Source organism: Mycobacterium sp. (assembly GCF_049647605.1).
Taxonomy (GTDB): Bacteria; Actinomycetota; Actinomycetes; order Mycobacteriales; family Mycobacteriaceae; genus Mycobacterium.
Map to the genome: position 1 here is coordinate 28778 of NZ_JBARXZ010000029.1, position 19450 is coordinate 48227.

The window sequence follows — 19450 nt, forward strand, 5'->3', positions numbered from 1 at the left end:
CGGCTTGGTGGGACACTTCTGACATGATTCCCGCGATCGAACGCCCCAAGCTGGAAGGCAACATCGCCGTCGACCCGCAGCGGCGGATCGGTTTTGCCGAGTTCGGCGATCCGCAGGGCCGGGCCATCTTCTGGCTGCACGGGACTCCGGGAGCACGCCGTCAGATCCCGACCGAGGCGCGGGTGTTCGCCGAACAGCAGGGCATCCGGCTGATCGGCATCGACCGGCCGGGAATCGGGTCTTCGACACCGTTCCAGTACGCCAACGTCGGCGAGTTCGCCCACGACCTGGCCACCATCGCCCACACCCTGGGCATCGACAAGATGATGGTGGTGGGCCTGTCCGGGGGCGGCCCCTACACGCTGGGATGCGCGGCGGCGCTACCTGATCGGGTGCTGGCCGTAGGTGTCCTCGGCGGCGTGGCTCCCACCGTGGGGCCCGATGCGATCGACGGCGGGGTGATGGGGTTCGGGACCACGGTGGCCCCGCTCATCGAAGTCGCCGGGTTCCCGCTGCGTATGGCGGCCTCCGCCTTCATCCGGCTCGTCCGCCCGATCGCGTCGCCCGCCCTGTACGCCTACGCGCGGGTGTCGCCGGAAGCCGACCGCCGGCTGCTGGTCCGGCCCGAGTTTCGCGCCATGTTCCTCGACGATCTGCTCAACGGCAGCCGCAAACAGTTGGCCGCACCCTTCGCCGATGTGGTGGTGTTCGCCCGGGACTGGGGATTTCGACTCGACGAAGTGAAAGTACCGGTGCGTTGGTGGCACGGCGACCGCGACCACATCGTGCCGTTTGCCCACGGCGAGCACGTGGTGGCGCTCCTGGATGACGCGGAGCTGTATCCGCTGCCCGGGGAAAGCCATCTCGCCGGCCTCGGTCGCGCCGAGGAGATCCTGCGGACCATGCTCGAACTCTGGGACGCCCACGACAAGGCGTCAGCCGCTATACCTCCGGGGTCAGCAACCGACGCAACAGATGCATCGACACCGTCGTAGCCCGCTCCCGCACGTCAGCTCGATTCCCCGGTAGCCGGAGGGTCCGGGTGATCGTCCGGCCGTCGGCGGTCCGTGCGCAGAAACACACGGTGCCCACCGGCTTGTCCGCCGTCCCGCCACCGGGCCCGGCGATTCCGGTGACCGACACCGCGGTGTCGGCTCCGAACCGCACCAGCGCACCCGCCGCCATCGCTTCGGCGACCGGTTCCGATACCGCGCCATGGCGCTCGATCAGCGCCGAATCGACATCGAGGAGGCCGGTTTTTGCGGTATTGGCATAGGCCACCACCGATCCCAGCAGATACGCCGAGCTGCCCGGCCGGTCGGCCAGCCGGGCCGCCAGCAAGCCTGCGGTGCAGGACTCGGCGGTCGCGATGGTGCGGCCCCCGAGCAACTCCCCCACCTGATCGTCGACCAGTGCCCCGTCGGTGGAGAACACCGTATCGGCGTGCCGGCCCACCAGTACCTCCAGCAGCTGCGAATACGCCGCCGCGGCACCGGGTTCGTAGCGGGTGACGACCTCGAGTTCGCCGCGACGCAAACACGTGGTGATCTCGAGGCGGTCGAATCCGGCGACCGTCGTCTCCGCCTCGCGGAGCGTCTCGGCCAACTCCGACTCGGGTAGACCGAACATCCGCACCGTGGACTGTTCGTAGGGGACCCGCCCGGCGATGGCCTGTTGCACCTCGGGCGTCTGCACCGCTGTCTCCCACATCGGTTGCAGCTCGCGTGGCGGACCCGGCAGCACAACAACTGTCGGCGTGCCCGCCACCACCACGCCGGGTGCGGTGCCCACCGGGTCGAGCACCACCGCCCCGACCGGGACCAATGCCTGTTTGCGATTGGCGGCCCGCACCGACTCGAAATCGCCCACCGGCCTACCGCGCGCGGCGGAGAGTTCACGGAGGATGTCGGCGATCTTCTCCTCGAGCGCATCGTCGAGTACCAGCTCGCGGTCGCAGAATCGGGCCACCACGGCCACGGTCATGTCGTCGGCCGTCGGTCCCAATCCCCCACTGGTGATGATCAGGTCGACACCCTCGGCGGCCAGGAACCGCAGCTGCGCCTCGATGTCCTCGGGACGGTCACCACACAAGGTGATGTGCGCCAACTCGACACCGAGTTCGAGCAATCTGTCGGCCAGCCACGGGCCGTTACGGTCCTGCACCCGTCCGGTCAGAACTTCGGTTCCGGTCACCACGATGCCCGCGCGCACAGTCACCCAGGCGACACTACCCACCGGCGCGGGTGTGCCCGACATGACCGGGCGATGTTCTACGAAGGGGTGGTTCCCGCTGCCCGCACCACCATGGGCGTCGCCGGGAAACAGGCGGCCATCTCGCTGCGTGAGCGCCGCAGAGCCGCGGTGCCGTAACCCTTCTTGCGATGCTCGGGGTGAATCCAGATCCGGACGTTGACCTCGCCGTCGAGCAGCTCGCCGAACACCATCCCCACCTTCGTGGCGCCTTCGAGCGCCACGAACCATGCGGCGTCCTCGGCCCGCACCCGTGACTGCGCGGCCCGGATCTCGTCATCCAAATCGGCTGCGGGAGCACCGGAACCGTCTCCCGCCGAACCGATGTCTTCGGTCCTGGCGGCAAAGATGTCCCGGTCGTCGGCGGCCTCGAAGGGCCGCAGCGTCAAGCTTTCATCCAGGCTGGCGGGCCGCTCTCCGAGAATGAAACTGAGCTGACTGTTGAGGTCGTCGAGTTCCGCGGCGATGATGCTGCGCGACTGCCGGGTGAGCTGCGCGAGCGACAGCCCCGCCACCGCCTCTGCGCCCCGCACGGAGATGCCGAGCAGTTCGGCGATCTTGGCGACGGCGGCCGGATGGTCCTGCGCGTCGACGATCACATCGAGCACTTCGTGGCGGCGGTCCAGCGCTGCCAGCAGGGCTTCGCCGATCTCGCGGCGGACGGCGGCGATGTCTTGGTCGGTCATCCCGCAAGAGTAGATCAGCATCGTCTCCGCAGTGGTTGACCGGGGTTTCGGCCGGTCCTCCAGCGCGCCGGGACGAGCACCCGCTAAACTAGAACATGTTCTAGTTTCACATCCGCCCTGAGCAAGGAAGCCGGCATGCACACTCCCCTCTGTGACGAATTGGGCATCGATGTCCCGATCTTCGCGTTCACCCACTGTCGCGATGTCGTGGTCGCGGTGAGCAAGGCCGGCGGGTTCGGCGTGCTCGGCGCGGTCGGATTCACCCCCGAACAACTCGAGGTCGAGCTCAACTGGATCGACGAGAACATCGGCGATCACCCGTACGGCGTCGACATCGTGATCCCCAACAAGTACGAGGGCATGGATTCCAACATGTCCGCCGAAGAGCTCACCAAAACCCTGCAATCCATGGTGCCGGCAGAGCATCTGGACTTCGCAAAGAAGATCCTGGCCGATCACGGGGTCCCCACCAATGACAGCGACGACAACGCGCTGCAGCTGCTCGGCTGGACTGAGGCCACCGCCACGCCCCAGGTCGAGATCGCGTTGCGGCACCCCAAGATGACGCTGATCGCCAACGCGCTCGGCACTCCGCCCGCCGACATGATCGCCCACATTCACGCCGAGGGCCGCAAGGTCGCCGCGCTGTGCGGGTCACCGTCGCAGGCGCGCAAGCATGCCGATGCCGGGGTGGACATCATCATCGCCCAGGGCGGCGAAGCCGGCGGACACAGCGGCGAGGTGGGCTCGATCGTGCTGTGGCCGCAGGTGGTCAAGGAAGTTGCACCCGTACCGGTGCTCGCCGCCGGCGGTATCGGCAACGGGCAGCAGATCGCCGCCGCACTGGCGCTGGGCACTCAGGGCGCCTGGACCGGCTCGCAGTGGTTGATGGTCGAGGAGGCGGAGAACACCCCGGTGCAGCAGGCCGCCTACGCAAAGGCATCCAGCCGCGACACCGTGCGCAGCCGGTCGTTCACCGGCAAACCGGCCCGCATGCTGCGCAACGACTGGACCGAGGCGTGGGAGAACCCGGACAATCCGAAGCCGCTCGGTATGCCGCTGCAGTACATGGTGTCCGGGATGGCTGTGGCCGCCACCCACAAGTATCCGAACGAGACGGTGGACGTGGCGTTCAATCCCGTCGGCCAGGTGGTGGGCCAGTTCAACAAGGTGGAGAAGACCTCGACCGTGATCGAGCGCTGGGTGCAGGAGTACCTCGACGCGACGGCCCGACTCAATTCCCTCAACGAGGCCTGAGCCCTCATCGAGGATTGTCATCGAGGCAGAACTCAGGCAGCCAGCACCCAAGAATTTTCTACCTGAGTTCTGTCTCGATGCCTCAGGCGTAGAAGTCCTGCTGCCAGCCGCGGGATTCGGTGCATTCCAGCGGCAGGCCATCGACCGTCTGCGCCGCCGAACTGCGATAGTTCGGACACGGTGCGCCGATCTCCTGGACGCCGTACAGAGGCGGCGAGTGGACCCAGAAGCCGGTGTACACCGGCGGCCACTGGTTCGGAATGTAGTGGCAGGCATACGTCTGTCCGGTGACACCCCGGCCGAAGATGAACCGCTCCCAGCTGTGACAGGCGGTGCTGAACTCGACGCCAAAAACCATGTTGGGCACATCGGCCATGGCCATCGACGCGTCGTTGGGAACGGCGCCCGCGGTGGGGGCGCCGAGCGTGGCGGTCGCCAGAAGCGTGCCCGCGGCGATGGTCAGTGCGCGCCTCATGTCCACCCTTGTGTTGTCGGTGAGCCCCCGCCCGTCCTGGCCGCTCGAGCCTAATCCGGCCGACGTGATTCACCACACAATTCGGCTATGTTTCCCGGCAACACGACTCCGATGAACGCTGAATCTGCTGTTCAGGATGGTTTGCTTGAGGTCATCCCACCGTCGTAGAAGAAGTAGAGGAAGCGATCGCCATGGCCCTGCGCCGCCATCTGCTGACATCGACCGGAATCGCCGCGCTGGCCACCGCAGCCCTGCTGCTACCGGCCCCCGCCGCCGCGGAACCGACCATCCCGAGCGACGACCAGGGCTTCACCGGCACCGAAGCCCATTGCGACAGCACACAATTGGCGGTTGCTTATGGCCGGACCGCCCGTTCCCTGGTGGCAATCTGCACACTCCCGGAGGGCGGCTACGAGTACCGCGGTGTCCGGATCAGCGACGAGGCCGGTCTGACGCTCGACGCCGACGCGTACGACGGCGGATTTGTCGCCGACAACGACGGCGGGGTGAAGTACACGGTGACGCCGCAACAGCTCCTCGTCACCGAGGGCGACAAAGTGATCTACCGGGACACCTGGGTCGAGTACCAGCAGCCGCGGTTCACCCCGGACCGCTCACCGGCCACTTCCACGACGAGCACTCCGACGACGACAAGCACTCCCACGACGACGAGCACTCCGACGGCTACCTCCACGGCACCGTCCACCGGCAGCTAGGGGGCCGGAGCGACGGGCGCCGGCAGCGGTGCCTGCGGTCCCACCGGGACACCCATCGGCGGCGCGGTGTCGGGGTTCATCGGCCGCTGGGTGAGCAGCAGCAGCGCATCGGCCTTGCTGACGTCCTGGGTCTGCATCGCATGCCAGAGCTCGCGGAGGTAGGTCACTCCACGCCCCTCCGCCGGTCCGGTGGGCGCCAGGGTTGCTCCCGGCGGGAGATTCTCCAGGCTCGACAGATGCGACACCGGCGCCGGGGCGGCTGGTGCCGGGACGACGGGAGCCGGAGCAGCCAACGGCGCTGCAGGTGGGGCCGGCATCGGAACCGGAGCAGCCAACGGCGCTGCAGGTGGAGCCGGCATCGGAACCGGAACGACGGGAGCCGGGGCGGCCGGCTCAGCCGACGCCGGCGCAGCGGCGCCGAACAGGGCTGCGGCACCGAACGCACCGAGAGCTACCGACCGTGCCGCGCGAGAGTGGATCCGCATCATGCCATGTCATTCTTCCGGGCACATGAATTCGTTACAACACATCAGACGAATTCACAGCACTCGCCAAACTTGGCCGACGAGGACTCTCAGACCCGGATCCTGACGGCCGCCCGCCCGATCAGCGACAGCCCGTAACCCAGGCCCACAAAACCCGCGGCGAGGATGACCACGTTGACCGCCACCGCTGCCTCGCCGATGCGCCCGGTATCCAGGAAGTAGTAGGGCGCCCGACGGCCGAGGTTGTTGAGCACCACAACGGCCAGCCCCAGATACACCGCCGGGTACACCAGCCAGACCAACGGCTGCCACCAGCGGACCTGACTCTGGCTGCTGCCGACGATCACCCAGTCGGCAAACGCCAGCACCGGAACCACCACGTGTAACAAGAAATTGGCCGGCGTGTAGCCGGCGCTCATGTCGACCAGATAGAGATTCCAGATCACGCCGGCAACAACGACGTAGAGCACCACGGCCCCACGCAGTCCGGCGTGCCGGTCCGCCCTCGGGTTCAGCAGTGTCCACCCGTAGTAGGCGGTTGCCAGCAGGTTCGCCTGGTAGGTGAACGTGATGAACCGCCACAGCACACCGGAACGCGACTGGGATTCGACGTACACCAGGGCGGCCAGCACGGCGACGATGATCGCCACCCGTAGGACGAGCCGGACGCCGTGGCGCTCGATGATCGCAGCGGTCTCGGTCACGTCAGAACCAACTCCGGCCACCGCCGATACGTTCCCGCCACCGATCGATAACACGTTTCAGTTCCCGTTTTTGCCATCCGGCCACGACGGCCTGATCTGCGGTGTACCAATGCCTTACACAGTCGTTGCGGGCTGTGCAGATATCCAAGACATCTAAGTGAGGAGTGTGACGGATGCCGAGCCCCAGCCTGCCTGCCGGCTTTGATTTCACCGATCCCGACCTGAATCGCGACCGCCTACCCATCGCCGAACTGGCCGAGTTACGCCGGACCGCTCCGATCTGGTGGAACGAACAGCCCACCGGCGACGGCGGATTCGACGACGGCGGGTACTGGATGGTCACCAAGCACAAGGACGTCAAAGACGTCTCCTTGCGCAGCGATGTGTTCTCGAGCTTGGTGAAAACCGCACTTCCGCGGTACCCGAAGGGCTCTACCGGAGACCAGATCGAAACCGGAAAGTTCGTGCTGCTCAACATGGACGCTCCGCACCACACCCATCTGCGGAAGATCATCTCGCGGGGATTCACCCCGCGCGCGGTGGAGCGGCTCCGCGAGGATCTCCACACCCGGGCCCAGGACATCGTTCGTAAGGCCGCCGCGGAGGGGTCGGGCGATTTTGTCGAGCAGGTCGCCTGCGAGCTGCCGTTGCAGGCGATCGCCGGCCTGATCGGCGTCCCCCTCGAGGACCGGATGAAGATCTTCGACTGGTCCAACCAGATGGTCAGCGACGACGACCCCGAGTTCGCCCACTACGACGGCCGCAGCTCGGCGGTGGAGCTGATCATGTACGCGATGCAACTCGCGGCCCTGCGGGCGAAGGAGCCCGGTGACGACATCGTGACCAAGCTGATCGAGGCCGATGTGGAAGGGCACCGGCTCTCCGATGACGAGTTCGGGTTCTTCATGGTGCTGTTGGCGGTGGCGGGCAACGAAACCACCCGCAACTCGATCACCCACGGCATGATCGCCTTCACCGAGAACCCCGACCAGTGGGAGCTCTACAGGCGGGAGCGTCCTGCCACCACCGCCGACGAGATCGTGCGATGGGCCACGCCGGTGACATCGTTTCAGCGCACCGCGCTCAGAGACACCGAGCTGGGCGGGGTGAACATCAAAGAGGGCCAACGTGTTGTCATGTCGTATCGCTCCGCGAATTTCGACGAAGACGTCTTCACCGACCCATTTCGGTTCGATATTCTGCGCAGTCCGAACCCACATGTCGGGTTCGGCGGTACGGGGGCCCATTTCTGCGTCGGCGCCAATCTGGCCCGGATGACGATCGATTTGATCTTCGGGGCGATCGCCGACCAGATGCCGAATCTGACACCGATCTCAGCTCCCGAGCGGCTGCGCTCCGGGTGGCTCAACGGCATCAAGCATTGGCAGGTGGACTACTCCGGCGGGAAGCCGGCCGAGGTGGGCTGAGGATCACCCCGGAGGTATCGGCGCACCCGGCGGACCGGGTTTCAGCTTCTCTTTGAATCGCTCCCACAGCCCGGGCTTCGGTGCGGGGGCCTGATAGATCGGCGGTGGCGGCGCCACCATGGCCGGCGGTGCCGCCGGGACCTCGACGGGAACGTATTCCGGAGCTGGTGCTTCGGGAACAAACTCGGGGGCCGGCGGTGGCGGCGCAGCCTCGACCGGCGGTGCCGGCGGCAGAGCCTCTTCGACGACGATCGGTACGACGGCCGGCGGCGGCGCGACGGGTGCTGCCGGTGGCGGCGCAGGCCGCGCCATCGGCGGGGTACTCACGATCCTCACCATGTTGCGAGTTTCCGAAGGCGCCGGGTTGGTGGTGGGCGCCAGTCCGTCGCCCACTGCGATCGACAACGAGACCACAAATGTCACGGCGCCGGCTACCAGGAGGGTCAGCGGTGCGGTGACCGGTTTCCGACGGGTCTTCCGCGTCGGCACCGCGTCGAATTCGAAGGGCCGAAGATCGGTGCTGCCGGCAGCGGCCAGAGCGGCCCCGTGTGCCAGCGCCAATTCTGCCTCCGGCGGGTGGAACGCCGGGAGCCCCAGTTCGGTCTCCAGCCGGGCGACCGCACGGCCGAGGCCGGGAAGCGAACCGACAACAAACAGCCCGTCCGGGCGCATGTCGGCCGCCAGCGCGGCAACAAGCCAGTCGACCAGTTTGTCGTCGCTGTCGAGGGCATGGCTGATCATGACGTCCACCGAATCGTCGGCGTCGTCGACGACAACAAGCGCGGCGGTGCCCGGCTCGACCGCACACAGCGCCGTCCGGTTGTACCCGGTCACCTGGCCGATGCTGCTCGCCAACGCCTCGACCGCTGCCGACAGCGGGATCGCGCTGACGTCGGTCAATCCGGCGCGCGCCATGCCGTCGAGAACCTGCGACGTCTCCAGTTCGGCGTCGTCGCTCCAGGTGACACCGATCGAGGCCACCGCGCGGCCGTCACGAGTCCGCGCAAGTGCTGCGCCGACTTCCTCGAAGGCGTCGTATTCGTTGTGTTCGAGAGTCGCGCCATCGGCGTAACGCCCTTCCACCAGCACTGATCTGACACTGGTCGGGGTAACCGACACCCCGAGCACCGTGTCCACCACATGTGCTCCTTCCGTGGCATTGCCGTTGTCCCCGCGCGAGCCTACTCACAGACCCACCGACCTTCTCTACCTCATCCGGGGACCGGAAGCGAACTCGAGGCTCAGTGCGCAGGCACCTCCCGGACCGGCATCGCCGCGACCAGCGGGGTGTCGACGCCGGTGGGCCCCAGCCTGCCAGCGCCCCCGGGCTCTCCGAGCGGCTCGGTGCGCCCGGAGAGGATCTCGCTGAAGAATGCGGCGTTGTCTTCGAGATGGCCGAGTTGGTCGTCCGGCAGGTCCGTCTCGTAGTAGATGGCGTCGACCCGGCAGGCGATGCTGCACGCACCGCAGTCGACGCACTCGACGGGGTTGATGTAGAGCGACCGCTGCCCTTCGTAGATGCAGTCCGCCGGGCACTCCTGGACACATGACTTGTCGACGACGTCGACACAACCGGATCCGATCACATAGGTCATGGGACTGACGGTAGGAAATCCGGGCGCTCTTCGAGCCCGGCAAAGGTCCTTTTCTCGGTGACCACGGTCCTCAACCTGGGGTCGGAACGGAATGGCCCCCTAGGGCGTGGTGCAGCTGTACGGCGTCTGGTTGGTGAAGTGTGCGGCGGGCATACCGTCGACGTAGACATAGGAGACATCCTCGGTCCACGAGGTTCCCGGCTGCACCCAGGGCGGCACGCTCTCGGGATAGGCGACGGTGAAGTCGCGGTAGAACTCGACGCCGGCGGGACAGCCGGGCTGCTCCGCCGGAGCGGGGTTCCACGCGTGGACAACAATCGGGTTGACCAGGCGCCGACCCTCTGCACAGTTGGGCTGGCATTCGATCGCGGTGTCCACCCCCGTCCCGGTGGCTCCGTCTGCACCCCAGGTGGTCCACACCATGTTCTCCATGACGCTGGTGTCGTCACAGCCGTAGACGACGGTGGCGGGCTGCTCCTGGACCGGCCGGCTCGCGTCATAACAATTGGCGAATTGATACGCCGTGGGTTCAGCGGAAGCCATCGGCGCGGACAGCGGCGCCAGTACGAGCACTCCTGCGATGGCCGTTGCCCCAACCCGGGCCCACGCTGCGCGGTTCACTTGCTGACCCCTTAGTTTCGGCACGTCGATTCGATCAGCATGTTAACCGGCGGACTCTGTTGGGCTTCACCTCGCCTCCACTCCGGACCCACCCGCTCAGAATTACGTGTATGTAATTCGTGATTCGCCTGAGATGTACACAAAGTTATGAGTCAGAAATAAGCATTTGCGTTTTGAATAAACTCCTGTTCCTGAAGTAACAGATGCGTCAAGTGGTGCGAAACATCACTCATGAAGACCATCCGCAAGTTCTTCGTACTGACCGCTTTCACCGGCGCCATCCTGTTCGGAATGATGGCCCTGTCGAGCGGCACAGCTAATGCGGACAGCGTCAACTGGGATGCCATCGCCCAGTGCGAATCAGGCGGCAATTGGGCCATCAACACCGGCAATGGGCACTACGGTGGTCTGCAATTCAAGCCCGCCACCTGGCAGTCCAACGGCGGCCGCGGCAACCCGGCGCAGGCCAGCCGGTCCGAGCAGATCCGCGTCGCCGAGAACGTGTTGGCCACCCAGGGGCTCAAGGCCTGGCCCAAGTGCGGCGCCCAGGCAGGCACACCGTTCACCGCGGTTCGTGCGCCATTGGCCGCGGCTCCGGCAGCGCGTCAGCCGGGCGACTACATCCGCAACACCATCAACGAGATCATCGCGCTGATTCCACTCCAGGCCCGATAACAACTCGACTGATCAGGTGCCGTGAATCGGCTTCGGCAATTCAGCATCCGCGCCGATTCAGCGCTGATTGTTGACCTCATCGGCGGGTAGGTCGTTGAGCACCTTGATCATCTGGCTCTCGGTATCGCCGGCCAGCTTTTCGAATACCAGCTTCATCATCGGCGTCGCGAGCACTGAAAGACCGTGCATCCTGAGATCTGCCCGATACTCGATCCGGGACCCGGACTGCGCGGGAGTCACCACGATGGTGTCGACAGTGGTCGAAGATTTGTTCTTGCCTTCGAAGACCACCCGGTCACCTTTGGACTCGAGCAGCGTGTACTCGAGTTCGGTCGACACCCCGAGGATCTTGGACTTGTTGTGCCACTGGGTCCCCACGCCAACCGGGTCGGCGCCGATCCGGGTGCAGTGCTGCGTGCCGGGATCCCACTGTTGGGCGTGGGAGAAATCTTCGAGATAGCCGAGCACCACCTTTGGCGGCGGCTTCACGGTGAACGTACGTGACACGGTTGGCATGGGTCGAGAATCCCCCGCGTCAGCCGGAATAAACCCCTGGCGGGCTCAGAGAACAGCCTCGGTGGGCCCCAGTGACGAGCAGATCATGGTCGGCGGCGAGGGAACCGCGGCGCAGCCCCGGCCGCGTGCCGTGTAACTCATACCGGGCACGTACGGCGAGAGGTACACCTGCGACATGGTGTTGCCGTCGGTGTTGTCGCACCGTCCCACCTTGCCCGGAACCGACAGACATGCCTGTAGCACCGTGGGCACCGCATCCGGGCATGCCGCGGGCACAACCGTGGCGGTGACCATCTGGGTTCCGGCGACGTCGACGACATACGGCGCGCTCAAGGTGAAGTTGCAGTCCACCTGAGCAGCAGGCTCCGGAGTGGCCCCCGCGGGCGCAGCCATCAGCACACACGTGGCCGCCAGAACACCGGCGGATCCGGCAAGTCGCCCCATCATGAGCGGAGCCTATACCGCCGAACCCCCGGTATCTGGCGGGTTTGCCGAGGTGCTCGTAGCGTGGGGGCCACCGAGCCGAGCGGAGAAATTGGTGAGAGAGCGCCTGCACTGGCTGGCCATGCACGGCGTGGTCCGCGTCTTCGCGGGCGCGGCGGCGCGCCGAGGCGATCCGCAGGGCCGGCTGATCGCCGATCCGGCCGTACGCGCGAATCCGGTGCCCTTCCTCGAAGAGCTACGGCCATTGGGGCCGCTGATCCGGTGCCGCGCCAGCCTCCTCACCGTCGATCACGGTGTGGTCCACGAACTGCTGCGCTCCGACGACTTCCGGGTGATCGAATTGGGGGCCGGCCTGCCCGGGCCGCTGCGCCGCCTCGAGGAGCGCACCCGGACCGGGCTGTTGCATCCGCTGCGGCCGCCGTCGTTGCTGGCGGTCGAACCGCCGGAGCACACCCGGTACCGAAGGACCGTGTCGTCGGTGTTCACCACCCGAGCCGTCACCACCCTGCGGCAACGGGTACGCCAGACCGCCGACGAGCTCCTCGACGCCTTGGTGGCCGATGCCCCCGGAGGTGGCGGTGCCGTGGACATCGTCGACAGGTACTGCGCCCGGTTACCCGTTGCGGTGATCAGCGACATCCTGGGTGTACCCGAGCGGGACCGTGTCCGGGTGCTCGAGTTCGGTGAACTCGCCGCCCCCAGTCTGGACGTCGGGCTGAGCTGGCCGCAGTACCGGCGAGTGGAGCGTGGCCTCGCCGGTTTCAACACCTGGCTGGGTGAACACATCAACCGGCTGCGCACCGATCCCGGCGACAACCTGATGAGCGATCTCATCAGGATCTCCGAGGCCGACTCGCAACTCGACGACGAGGAACTGCGCGCCGTGGCCGGCCTCGTGCTGGCCGCCGGATTCGAGACGACGGTCAATCTGCTGGGAAATGGCATCCGGCTCCTGATGGATGCCCCCGATCAGTTGGCGGTGCTGCGCGAGCATCCCGAGCACTGGCCGACGGCGGTCGAGGAGATCCTCCGGTTGGATTCTCCGGTGCAGATGAGTGCCCGAACGGCCCGGACCGACACCGAGGTTGCGGGGACGCCAGTAGCCCGCGGCGAGATAGTTCTGCTGTCGCTGGCCGGAGCCAACCGGGATCCGGAGGTGTTCTCCGACCCTCACCGATTCGATGTCACCCGTCCGAATGCCGGTCGGCACCTGTCGTTCTCCGGCGGACGGCACTTCTGCCTGGGTGCCGCCCTGGCCCGGGCCGAAGGAGAGGTGGGGCTGGCCGCGTTCTTCGACCGTTTCCCCGACGTCCGGGCGGCCGCCCCGGGCACGCGCCGGGACACCCGGGTACTGCGGGGCTGGTCGCACCTGCCGGTGCTGCTGGGCCCCGCCCGCTCACCTGCGGTGCGCTGAGGGTCCGCCGGGAACCGGGGGCTTCTGATCCGGCGGGCTCTGGTCGTCGACCCGGGGATCGATGCTGTCGGCATGCGCACGTCGTTCGTCGAGATCCTCGCGCGAGCTGGCAACGGCATCGCGGTGCGCGTCGGCGCGATCGGCCAGACGTCGGGCCTCAGCCGCCTTTGCTTCTGCTTCTGCTTGTGCCGCACGGGCTTTCGCGGCCGTCTCGTCGGCGAGAGCAGCACGCCGCTGCACCTGCGCCGAGTCCTGCTGGACTTCTTCGCGAATGCGTTCGGCCTTTCCGTGCAGTTGCTTGTTCCGTCGACTGCGCCCGGCGAACACCACCACCGCAAGCACCAGCAGAACCACGACAACAGCAACGACGATCCACACGGTGGTATCCATATCGACTCCTCGATCCCCAGGGCTCGGTTGTGGAGACAGCCGCCACGGCCCCGTCAATAGCCGAGTGCCCGGATCGGCAAAGACCAAACCGGAATCATCCGTTCTGGCCACCGAGAGCCGACAGCATGCCCTCGGCGGACCGGGGCCAGGTGAATCGCTCCGCCTGCCGTCGGGCATCGCGGCGCCGCTGGCGTTCGGGACGGCTGAGCACCTCGCTGACCGCCACTGCGATCGCCTGCGGATTGTTGTCGGCGCAGGCTCCGCTGTCGGAGGTCAGCACCTCCGACAGCGCCGAGGTCCGGGACACCACCGCCGGGGTTCCGCAGGCAAGTGCCTCCAGCGCGGCGAGGCCAAAAGTCTCATGGGGACCGGGCGCCAGGGCGATGTCGGCGCTGGCCAGAAATGCCGCCACGGTCTCGCGGTGGTCGACGAACCCGGTGAAATGCACCGGCAACCGAGCCGCCTGCCGTTCCAGCCGCGGCCGCAGCGGGCCGTCACCAACGATGACCAGGCGGGCCGGAATCCCCGAATCCAACAGGGCGGCAACCGTATCGATGCTTCGGTCTACCCGTTTCTCGATCGACAGCCTGCCGCAATGGACCAGCAACAGCTGGTCCGGCGCTGCCCATTGTCGACGCATCGCGGCGCAGAAGCGGCGCGGGTGGAACAGGTCGAGATCCACCCCCAGCGGCACCGTTGCAACGTTGGTCGCGCCGATCCGGTCGAATTCCTCACGCGCAAACGCCGTGGTGCACAACACCGTGTCGTATTGGGCGGCCGTGCGGCGATTCGCGATGTCGGCGATACCGCGGGCGATCGGTGACGGGAGGATCTGCCCGGTGAGCCGATCGAGTCGCTCGTGGGAGATCATCACCGAGCGGACCCCGCTGCTGCTCCCCCACCGGCCGAGGCCGCGGAGCGTGAACCGGTCCGACACCTCGATGGCGTCCGGGGCCAGCTGCTCGAGAGTGGCGATCACCGGCCTCGGCAGCACCGCACGGTAGCCGCCGGCGAAGGGAATCCTGCGGGCCGGCACCGAAACCCGCGTCACCCCGGAGGCCAGCTGAGTGCTGCTCGCAGTGGGGCCCGGCACGATCAGATAGACCTCATGCCCGGCGGCGCAGTATTCCGCCCCGAGCCGGTCGACGGCGGTACGCAGGCCGCCGGATCGGGGGCCATAGAAGTTGGCCACCTGCACGACCCGCATGAACTCATCCCACTGCCGAGGCGTGTGCGGTCAACAACGTGGTGTCGGCGCTCAGGTGAAACCCTGGTGAACACGCCCCGGACCGGTCAGCGGGGCCGCGGCGCGGGAAGGTAGACCTCTTGCGCGGCGGTGCACACCTGGCTGCCGTTCCGGTTGTACATCCGGCCGGTGGTGAGTGCGCGGCGCTGCGCCCCGCTGGCCGATCGCTGCTCGTAGAGCAGCCAATCCGAGAGATCTGCAACGCCGTGGAACCACACCGAGTGATCGACCATCGAGGCCGGCCCGACCTCCTGCCCGCCCCTCCGGGCCGCCAGCGCGGCCTCCACCGGAGTCACCGCGGACAAGTAGGCGACCAGCGCCGTGGTCAGGGTCGGGCTCGGTGGCGGACAGCCATCGGGTCGCCACCAGATTCGTGCGGTGTCCTCAGCAGGGTCGACAACACTGCGGCGTTCGAACCATTCCAGACTGGCCCAGGTGCCGTCGGCAGGTCTCGAGGTCAGCGACTCAGGCTGTGGCACAACGGGAATCACCGGCTGATACGCCACATCGTCACCGGCTGGTGCGCTGAACGACACGGTGGCTTCCATCAGGATGGCGCCGGACTGACGTGCCGTGGCGCGGCGGGTCGAGAAGGTGCCACCGTCGTGCAGGGCGATCACCTCGAAGTCGACGTGCCGGCGGGCGTCACCGCTGCGGAGGAACTGGGCGTGCATGCTGCGCACCGGCCGATCCGCGCTGACGGTGTGCGCCGCGGCGACCAGTGCCTGGGCGCCGATGTGGCCACCGAGGATGTGGTGCGCCGGCCCGTCGAGTTGGACGCCTCTGAACAATGTCTGGTTGACTTGGAGCAGATCGAGGGTGGCGAGCACCTCGGGCAGGGTGGAAGTCATCACCGGCATCATGGCAGTACCGAGTTCGGTCGACCACCAGGAGGTTCCATGGCATTCGGCGGTCCTTTGCAATCCGTGGTCAACGGGGTGAACTCCGCGGTCACGACGTTGACCCGAGCGCCGCTGCTGGGGTCCATCCTCGGCAAGGCTCTGACCGAGGTCAGTTATGTCGGGCGCAAGTCGGGTAAGACGTTCACGCTGCCTGTCGGCTATCGGCGGCGCGGTGACGTCGTGCGGATCCCGGTGGCCATGCCGGATCGCAAACAGTGGTGGCGTAATTTCCTCGGCGCCGGGGCGCCGTTGACGATCCGGCTCGGCGACACGGTGCGGACCGCGCACGCCGTGGCGGACCGCGACGGAGCGGGCCGGGTCACCGTCGTCGCCACCCTCGACGCGGTTTAACCGGAAGCCAGGTACCGGTCGAACCAGTCCTGGAGGCGGGTCCAGGCGTCGACGGCCGCGACGGCGTTGTACCGCTCCCCGGTGTCGTTGAAGAAGGCGTGGTCGGCGCCCGGTTCGATGACCACATCGTGGACCAGACCCGCCTGTTCGAGTGCCGCACTGGCTGCCGGTTCTCCGGCATTCACCCGTGCGTCGAGTTCGCCGTAGAACGCCAGCACCGCCACCCCGGCAGAGCCGCTGAAGTCCGGGTTTTCCGGTGTCGGCCCGTAAAACGGTACTGCAGCTGACAATTCGGGGGCGCCGGCAGCCAGCAGGCGCCACACCAGGCCGCCGCCCATGCAGAAGCCGACGATCGCGACTTGGTGATCCGGGAGGCGCCGTTGCACTTCGGCGATGCCCGATCGCATATCGGCGATCATCACTTCCGGGGCGATGTTGCCCAGCGCGGCGGTAGCTGCCGCGGGATCGGCGAACGCGGCTGTGCCGCCCTGCGCCGACAGCAGGTCGATGGCCAGCGCCGAATAGCCGACACCGGCCAGCCTGGCCGCGACGGATTCGGCAAAACTGTTGAGCCCCTTGTTCTCGTGGATCACCAGCACTCCACCACGCGGCTCCGCGGCAGCTGCCCACACTCCCCGCAGTTCGCCGGCGGGTCCCACCCAGGTGACGGGGACGGTCGGCACTGCCTGCGCCATGCCCGGCGGCGGTTCGGTCGGGGCGGTGGACGTGGCCGGCGGGGGCTCGGCGTTGGAAGCGCTCTGCAGGCCTGGCCGCTTCTCACCGCAGGCGGCGATCAGCGCGGATGCCGCAGCCGCGGAGATTCCCAGCAGACCCAATCTGCGGACCGCCTCGCGACGGGACAGCAGCCCGTCGAGGTGGTCGGTGGCGATCTCCTCGGCGATATAGCGCTGCAGTGGTGTCATTCTTCGAGTATGCGACGGTCGCCCGCCAGACCCCAGTGGTGAACACAACCGAAGATCTGTACACAAAATCGTTGACAGCAATAATTGGAACAGGTTCTATTGACACTGTGACCTACGACACGATCATCCTCGGCGGCCGGTGGTTCGACGGCTCCGGCGCCCCGTCGGCGGTGCGGAACATCGGAATCCGCGGCGGCCACATCGTGGCGATCACCTCAGCTGCGCTGGATCAGACCGACTGCCCCGAGGTGATCGACGCAGCAGGCAAGTGGGTGCTGCCCGGGCTCATCGACATCCACACCCATTACGACGTCGAGGTGCTCGGCGGCCCTGCCCTGGCAGAGTCGCTGCGCCACGGTGTCACCACGATCATGCTGGGGTCCTGCTCCCTGTCGACCATCCACATCGACGGCCAGGATGCCGGCGACCTGTTCGGACGGGTGGAGGCCATTCCACGCGAGCATGTGATCGCCGCGGTCGATCAGCACAAATCGTGGAACAGCTGCGCCCAGTACATCGAGGCGCTGGAAGCACGGCCACTGGGCCCGAATGTGGCCTCGTTCATCGGCCATTCCGATATGCGCACCGCCACCATGGGTCTGGACCGGGCCACCCGCAGCGACGAACGGCCCACCCGGTCGGAGCAGGCTCAGATGGAGGGCATGCTGGCCGAGGCCATCGAAGCCGGGATGGTCGGAATGTCGTCTCAACAGCTGCTCTTCGACAAACTGGACGGTGAGACGTGCCGGTCACGAACGCTGCCGTCGACCTACGCCAAAGCGCGGGAACTGCGTCGGCTCAAATCCCTGTTGCGCCGCAGCGGCCGGATCCTGCAGTCCGGGCCCGATATCGAGAATCCGCTCAATGTCGGTTCCCAGGTGTTCCAGTCGCTGGGGCTGTTCCGCAAGAAGCTCAAGACCAGTCTGCTGTCGGCAGCCGATGTCAAGGCAAACCCGTATGCCGTGAAGATCATGGGCCCGCTGGCCGGACTGGCGAACCGATTCGGCGGCGACTTCCGATGGCAGCACCTGCCGGTGCCGTTCGAGGTGTACGCCGACGGCATCGACCTGGTGATCTTCGAGGAGTTCGGCGCCGGTGCTGCCGCCCTGCACCTGCGCGACGAGGTCGAACGAAACGATCTGATGCGTGACGAGACCTATCGCAGGCAATTCCGCAAACAGTATGAGAGCAAGCTGGGTATCCGGGTGTGGCACCGCGACTTCTTCGATGCTGAGATCGTTGCCTGCCCCGATCCCGCGGTGATCGGCAAGTCGTTCGGCCAGGTCGGTCGCGACCGCGGTGGACTGCATCCGGTCGATGCGTTCCTCGATCTGGTGCTCGAGCACGGCCGGGAGTTGCGGTGGCGCACCACCATCTCGAATCACCGGCCCGAAGTGCTCAAGAAGCTGGCCGCCGAACCCGGTGTGCAGATGGGGTTTTCGGATGCCGGCGCGCACCTGCGCAACATGGCGTTCTACAACATGGGGTTGCGGTTGTTGCGCCATGTCCGGGACGCCGAGCGCGCCGGGGCGCCGTTCCTGACAACCGAACGGGCCGTACACCGGCTCACCGGCGAACTCGCCGACTGGTATCGGCTAGACGCCGGCCACCTCCGCATCGGAGACCGTGCCGACGTGGTGGTGATCGACCCGGAGAAGCTGGATGCCTCGCTGGACGCCTACGCCGAAGAACCGGTCGAGCAGTACGGCGGACTGTCGCGAATGGTCAACCGCAACGACGACACCGTGACGGCCGTCCTGGTCGGCGGTCGCACGGTCTTCCGCAACGGGGTGCCGACCGATCTGGTGGGCCGCTGCCGGACCGGCAGTTTCCTGGCTGCCGGACAGCCGGTGCGTGCGCTGCGTCCGAGCGACGAGCTGGCGGTCCGGTGATGACGACGCCCCGTGAAGTTGTGGTGGGGATGTGGCGGGCGTTGTCGGCGCGCGACTGGGAGGCGGTCAAGACGTTCCTGGCCGACGACTGCATCTACCTGGACATGCCGGTGGGTCCCACAGCGGCGGCCAAGGGTCCCGACGACATCGTGAAACGTCTCAAGATCGGCCTGGAACCCCTGGCCGGCTACCAGAACTTCGACGGCCTACTGGTCGCCGACGGCCCTGATGTGATGTACGAGCATTCCGAGCGATGGCACTGGGCCGGCGGGGAAACCGCGTTGCTGCAGTTCGCCACCGTCCACAAGGTGGTCGACGGCAGGATCACCCTGTGGAAGGACTATTGGGATATGGGTGCGCTGGCCAACCACGCTCCGCCCTCCTGGATGGAGGACTTCGCCACCGCCGACATGTCCTGGATGTACGACGCCACCGGCCAGGTCTGAACTGGCGCAGCGCATCAGCTCGCCGCACCTTCCGG

23 protein-coding genes are annotated in these 19450 nt (G+C 66.8%); 9 read left to right on the top strand and 14 right to left on the bottom strand.

The window, feature by feature from the left end; all coding sequences use genetic code 11:
* Positions 1 to 23: 23 nt before the first annotated feature.
* Positions 24 to 995: an alpha/beta fold hydrolase gene (locus tag WBB07_RS04175; protein WP_526305017.1), complete on the top strand. Its 972-nt coding sequence runs from the start codon at positions 24 to 26 to the stop codon at positions 993 to 995.
* Here WBB07_RS04175 and WBB07_RS04180 read toward each other — a convergent pair.
* Entirely contained in the window at positions 943 to 2217 is a 1275-nt protein-coding gene (locus WBB07_RS04180; protein WP_526305019.1) for a competence/damage-inducible protein A, read from the bottom strand. The genes WBB07_RS04175 and WBB07_RS04180 overlap by 53 nt on opposite strands.
* Positions 2218 to 2270: 53 nt before the next feature.
* A complete protein-coding gene (locus WBB07_RS04185) occupies positions 2271 to 2936 on the bottom strand; it encodes a GNAT family N-acetyltransferase (RefSeq protein ID WP_526305021.1) in 666 nt (221 codons plus the stop codon).
* Between the two features lie 135 nt (positions 2937 to 3071).
* Between WBB07_RS04185 and WBB07_RS04190 the strand changes: the two genes are divergently transcribed.
* Positions 3072 to 4193 (top strand): nitronate monooxygenase, encoded by a 1122-nt coding sequence (locus WBB07_RS04190; RefSeq protein WP_526305022.1) that lies wholly within the window; start codon positions 3072 to 3074, stop codon positions 4191 to 4193.
* 82 nt (positions 4194 to 4275) lie between these two features.
* On the opposite strand, the gene WBB07_RS04195 is transcribed toward WBB07_RS04190, so the two are convergent.
* Positions 4276 to 4668 carry a hypothetical protein gene (locus tag WBB07_RS04195; protein ID WP_526305024.1) on the bottom strand — a complete coding sequence of 131 codons (393 nt, stop codon included), beginning with the start codon at positions 4666 to 4668 and terminating at the stop codon, positions 4276 to 4278.
* A 191-nt stretch (positions 4669 to 4859) separates the two neighbouring features.
* Between WBB07_RS04195 and WBB07_RS04200 the strand changes: the two genes are divergently transcribed.
* Positions 4860 to 5384 carry a hypothetical protein gene (locus WBB07_RS04200; protein ID WP_526305026.1) on the top strand — a complete coding sequence of 175 codons (525 nt, stop codon included), beginning with the start codon at positions 4860 to 4862 and terminating at the stop codon, positions 5382 to 5384.
* Here WBB07_RS04200 and WBB07_RS04205 read toward each other — a convergent pair.
* Both WBB07_RS04205 and WBB07_RS04210 read right to left on the bottom strand, forming a co-directional pair.
* Positions 5381 to 5872, bottom strand: coding sequence for a hypothetical protein (locus tag WBB07_RS04205; RefSeq protein ID WP_526305028.1), 492 nt, complete (start codon positions 5870 to 5872; stop codon positions 5381 to 5383). The two genes, WBB07_RS04200 and WBB07_RS04205, sit on opposite strands and share 4 nt — an antisense overlap.
* A gap of 86 nt (positions 5873 to 5958) precedes the next feature.
* Positions 5959 to 6573 (bottom strand): Pr6Pr family membrane protein, encoded by a 615-nt coding sequence (locus tag WBB07_RS04210; protein ID WP_526305030.1) that lies wholly within the window; start codon positions 6571 to 6573, stop codon positions 5959 to 5961.
* Positions 6574 to 6746: 173 nt separating this feature from the next.
* Between WBB07_RS04210 and WBB07_RS04215 the strand changes: the two genes are divergently transcribed.
* Positions 6747 to 8000, top strand: a complete 1254-nt coding sequence (locus WBB07_RS04215) for a cytochrome P450 (protein ID WP_526305032.1) — start codon at positions 6747 to 6749, stop codon at positions 7998 to 8000.
* Between the two features lie 3 nt (positions 8001 to 8003).
* Here the strand turns inward: WBB07_RS04215 and WBB07_RS04220 are convergent, their stop codons facing one another.
* The 3 genes from WBB07_RS04220 to WBB07_RS04230 all read right to left on the bottom strand — a co-directional run bounded on the left by WBB07_RS04220 (position 8004) and on the right by WBB07_RS04230 (position 10216).
* Entirely contained in the window at positions 8004 to 9140 is a 1137-nt protein-coding gene (locus WBB07_RS04220; protein WP_526305034.1) for a DUF7159 family protein, read from the bottom strand.
* Between the two features lie 101 nt (positions 9141 to 9241).
* The gene (gene fdxA, locus WBB07_RS04225; RefSeq protein WP_526305036.1) at positions 9242 to 9595 is read right to left on the bottom strand and encodes a ferredoxin; all 354 of its coding nucleotides are present in this window, start codon (positions 9593 to 9595) and stop codon (positions 9242 to 9244) included.
* Positions 9596 to 9694: 99 nt separating this feature from the next.
* Positions 9695 to 10216 (bottom strand): hypothetical protein, encoded by a 522-nt coding sequence (locus WBB07_RS04230; protein ID WP_526305038.1) that lies wholly within the window; start codon positions 10214 to 10216, stop codon positions 9695 to 9697.
* A gap of 231 nt (positions 10217 to 10447) precedes the next feature.
* Between WBB07_RS04230 and WBB07_RS04235 the strand changes: the two genes are divergently transcribed.
* Complete coding sequence (locus tag WBB07_RS04235) at positions 10448 to 10891, top strand: transglycosylase family protein (RefSeq protein WP_526305040.1); 444 nt, start codon at positions 10448 to 10450, stop codon at positions 10889 to 10891.
* A 57-nt stretch (positions 10892 to 10948) separates the two neighbouring features.
* Here the strand turns inward: WBB07_RS04235 and WBB07_RS04240 are convergent, their stop codons facing one another.
* On the bottom strand, positions 10949 to 11407 hold the full coding sequence (locus tag WBB07_RS04240; protein WP_526305042.1) for an SRPBCC family protein: 459 nt from the start codon (positions 11405 to 11407) through the stop codon (positions 10949 to 10951).
* A gap of 45 nt (positions 11408 to 11452) precedes the next feature.
* Positions 11453 to 11854: a hypothetical protein gene (locus WBB07_RS04245; protein ID WP_526305044.1), complete on the bottom strand. Its 402-nt coding sequence runs from the start codon at positions 11852 to 11854 to the stop codon at positions 11453 to 11455.
* Between the two features lie 91 nt (positions 11855 to 11945).
* On the opposite strand from WBB07_RS04245, the gene WBB07_RS04250 reads away from it, so the two are divergent.
* Positions 11946 to 13265 (top strand): cytochrome P450, encoded by a 1320-nt coding sequence (locus tag WBB07_RS04250; RefSeq protein ID WP_526305046.1) that lies wholly within the window; start codon positions 11946 to 11948, stop codon positions 13263 to 13265.
* On the opposite strand, the gene WBB07_RS04255 is transcribed toward WBB07_RS04250, so the two are convergent.
* The 3 genes from WBB07_RS04255 to WBB07_RS04265 all read right to left on the bottom strand — a co-directional run bounded on the left by WBB07_RS04255 (position 13248) and on the right by WBB07_RS04265 (position 15752).
* Complete coding sequence (locus tag WBB07_RS04255) at positions 13248 to 13655, bottom strand: hypothetical protein (protein ID WP_526305048.1); 408 nt, start codon at positions 13653 to 13655, stop codon at positions 13248 to 13250. The two genes, WBB07_RS04250 and WBB07_RS04255, sit on opposite strands and share 18 nt — an antisense overlap.
* A 94-nt stretch (positions 13656 to 13749) precedes the next feature.
* On the bottom strand, positions 13750 to 14862 hold the full coding sequence (locus tag WBB07_RS04260; RefSeq protein ID WP_526305050.1) for a glycosyltransferase: 1113 nt from the start codon (positions 14860 to 14862) through the stop codon (positions 13750 to 13752).
* An 86-nt stretch (positions 14863 to 14948) separates the two neighbouring features.
* Positions 14949 to 15752, bottom strand: a complete 804-nt coding sequence (locus WBB07_RS04265; RefSeq protein WP_526305052.1) for an acyl-CoA thioesterase — start codon at positions 15750 to 15752, stop codon at positions 14949 to 14951.
* Positions 15753 to 15800: 48 nt separating this feature from the next.
* Between WBB07_RS04265 and WBB07_RS04270 the strand changes: the two genes are divergently transcribed.
* Complete coding sequence (locus tag WBB07_RS04270; protein WP_526305054.1) at positions 15801 to 16154, top strand: hypothetical protein; 354 nt, start codon at positions 15801 to 15803, stop codon at positions 16152 to 16154.
* Here WBB07_RS04270 and WBB07_RS04275 read toward each other — a convergent pair.
* Positions 16151 to 17077, bottom strand: coding sequence for a dienelactone hydrolase family protein (locus WBB07_RS04275; protein WP_526305056.1), 927 nt, complete (start codon positions 17075 to 17077; stop codon positions 16151 to 16153). The genes WBB07_RS04270 and WBB07_RS04275 overlap by 4 nt on opposite strands.
* Before the next feature lie 107 nt (positions 17078 to 17184).
* Here WBB07_RS04275 and WBB07_RS04280 point away from each other — a divergent pair, with 107 nt between their 5' ends.
* Both WBB07_RS04280 and WBB07_RS04285 read left to right on the top strand, forming a co-directional pair.
* Positions 17185 to 18969, top strand: coding sequence for an N-acyl-D-amino-acid deacylase family protein (locus WBB07_RS04280; protein ID WP_526305058.1), 1785 nt, complete (start codon positions 17185 to 17187; stop codon positions 18967 to 18969).
* Positions 18969 to 19415 (top strand): limonene-1,2-epoxide hydrolase family protein, encoded by a 447-nt coding sequence (locus WBB07_RS04285; protein WP_526305060.1) that lies wholly within the window; start codon positions 18969 to 18971, stop codon positions 19413 to 19415. The genes WBB07_RS04280 and WBB07_RS04285 overlap by 1 nt, the downstream gene beginning before the upstream one ends.
* Positions 19416 to 19450 lie beyond the last annotated feature (35 nt).

Excerpts from the sequence above, each read along its gene's own strand:
- WBB07_RS04175 (WP_526305017.1), top strand. The coding sequence starts at position 24 with ATGATTCCCGCGATCGAACGCCCCAAGCTGGAAGGCAACATCGCCGTC.
- WBB07_RS04185 (WP_526305021.1), bottom strand. The coding sequence starts at position 2,936 with ATGACCGACCAAGACATCGCCGCCGTCCGCCGCGAGATCGGCGAAGCC.
- WBB07_RS04190 (WP_526305022.1), top strand. The coding sequence starts at position 3,072 with ATGCACACTCCCCTCTGTGACGAATTGGGCATCGATGTCCCGATCTTC.
- WBB07_RS04195 (WP_526305024.1), bottom strand. The coding sequence starts at position 4,668 with ATGAGGCGCGCACTGACCATCGCCGCGGGCACGCTTCTGGCGACCGCC.
- WBB07_RS04200 (WP_526305026.1), top strand. The coding sequence starts at position 4,860 with ATGGCCCTGCGCCGCCATCTGCTGACATCGACCGGAATCGCCGCGCTG.
- WBB07_RS04205 (WP_526305028.1), bottom strand. The coding sequence starts at position 5,872 with ATGATGCGGATCCACTCTCGCGCGGCACGGTCGGTAGCTCTCGGTGCG.
- WBB07_RS04215 (WP_526305032.1), top strand. The coding sequence starts at position 6,747 with ATGCCGAGCCCCAGCCTGCCTGCCGGCTTTGATTTCACCGATCCCGAC.
- fdxA (WP_526305036.1), bottom strand. The coding sequence starts at position 9,595 with ATGACCTATGTGATCGGATCCGGTTGTGTCGACGTCGTCGACAAGTCA.
- WBB07_RS04235 (WP_526305040.1), top strand. The coding sequence starts at position 10,448 with ATGAAGACCATCCGCAAGTTCTTCGTACTGACCGCTTTCACCGGCGCC.
- WBB07_RS04240 (WP_526305042.1), bottom strand. The coding sequence starts at position 11,407 with ATGCCAACCGTGTCACGTACGTTCACCGTGAAGCCGCCGCCAAAGGTG.
- WBB07_RS04245 (WP_526305044.1), bottom strand. The coding sequence starts at position 11,854 with ATGATGGGGCGACTTGCCGGATCCGCCGGTGTTCTGGCGGCCACGTGT.
- WBB07_RS04255 (WP_526305048.1), bottom strand. The coding sequence starts at position 13,655 with ATGGATACCACCGTGTGGATCGTCGTTGCTGTTGTCGTGGTTCTGCTG.
- WBB07_RS04260 (WP_526305050.1), bottom strand. The coding sequence starts at position 14,862 with ATGCGGGTCGTGCAGGTGGCCAACTTCTATGGCCCCCGATCCGGCGGC.
- WBB07_RS04265 (WP_526305052.1), bottom strand. The coding sequence starts at position 15,752 with ATGACTTCCACCCTGCCCGAGGTGCTCGCCACCCTCGATCTGCTCCAA.
- WBB07_RS04270 (WP_526305054.1), top strand. The coding sequence starts at position 15,801 with ATGGCATTCGGCGGTCCTTTGCAATCCGTGGTCAACGGGGTGAACTCC.
- WBB07_RS04275 (WP_526305056.1), bottom strand. The coding sequence starts at position 17,077 with ATGACACCACTGCAGCGCTATATCGCCGAGGAGATCGCCACCGACCAC.
- WBB07_RS04285 (WP_526305060.1), top strand. The coding sequence starts at position 18,969 with ATGACGACGCCCCGTGAAGTTGTGGTGGGGATGTGGCGGGCGTTGTCG.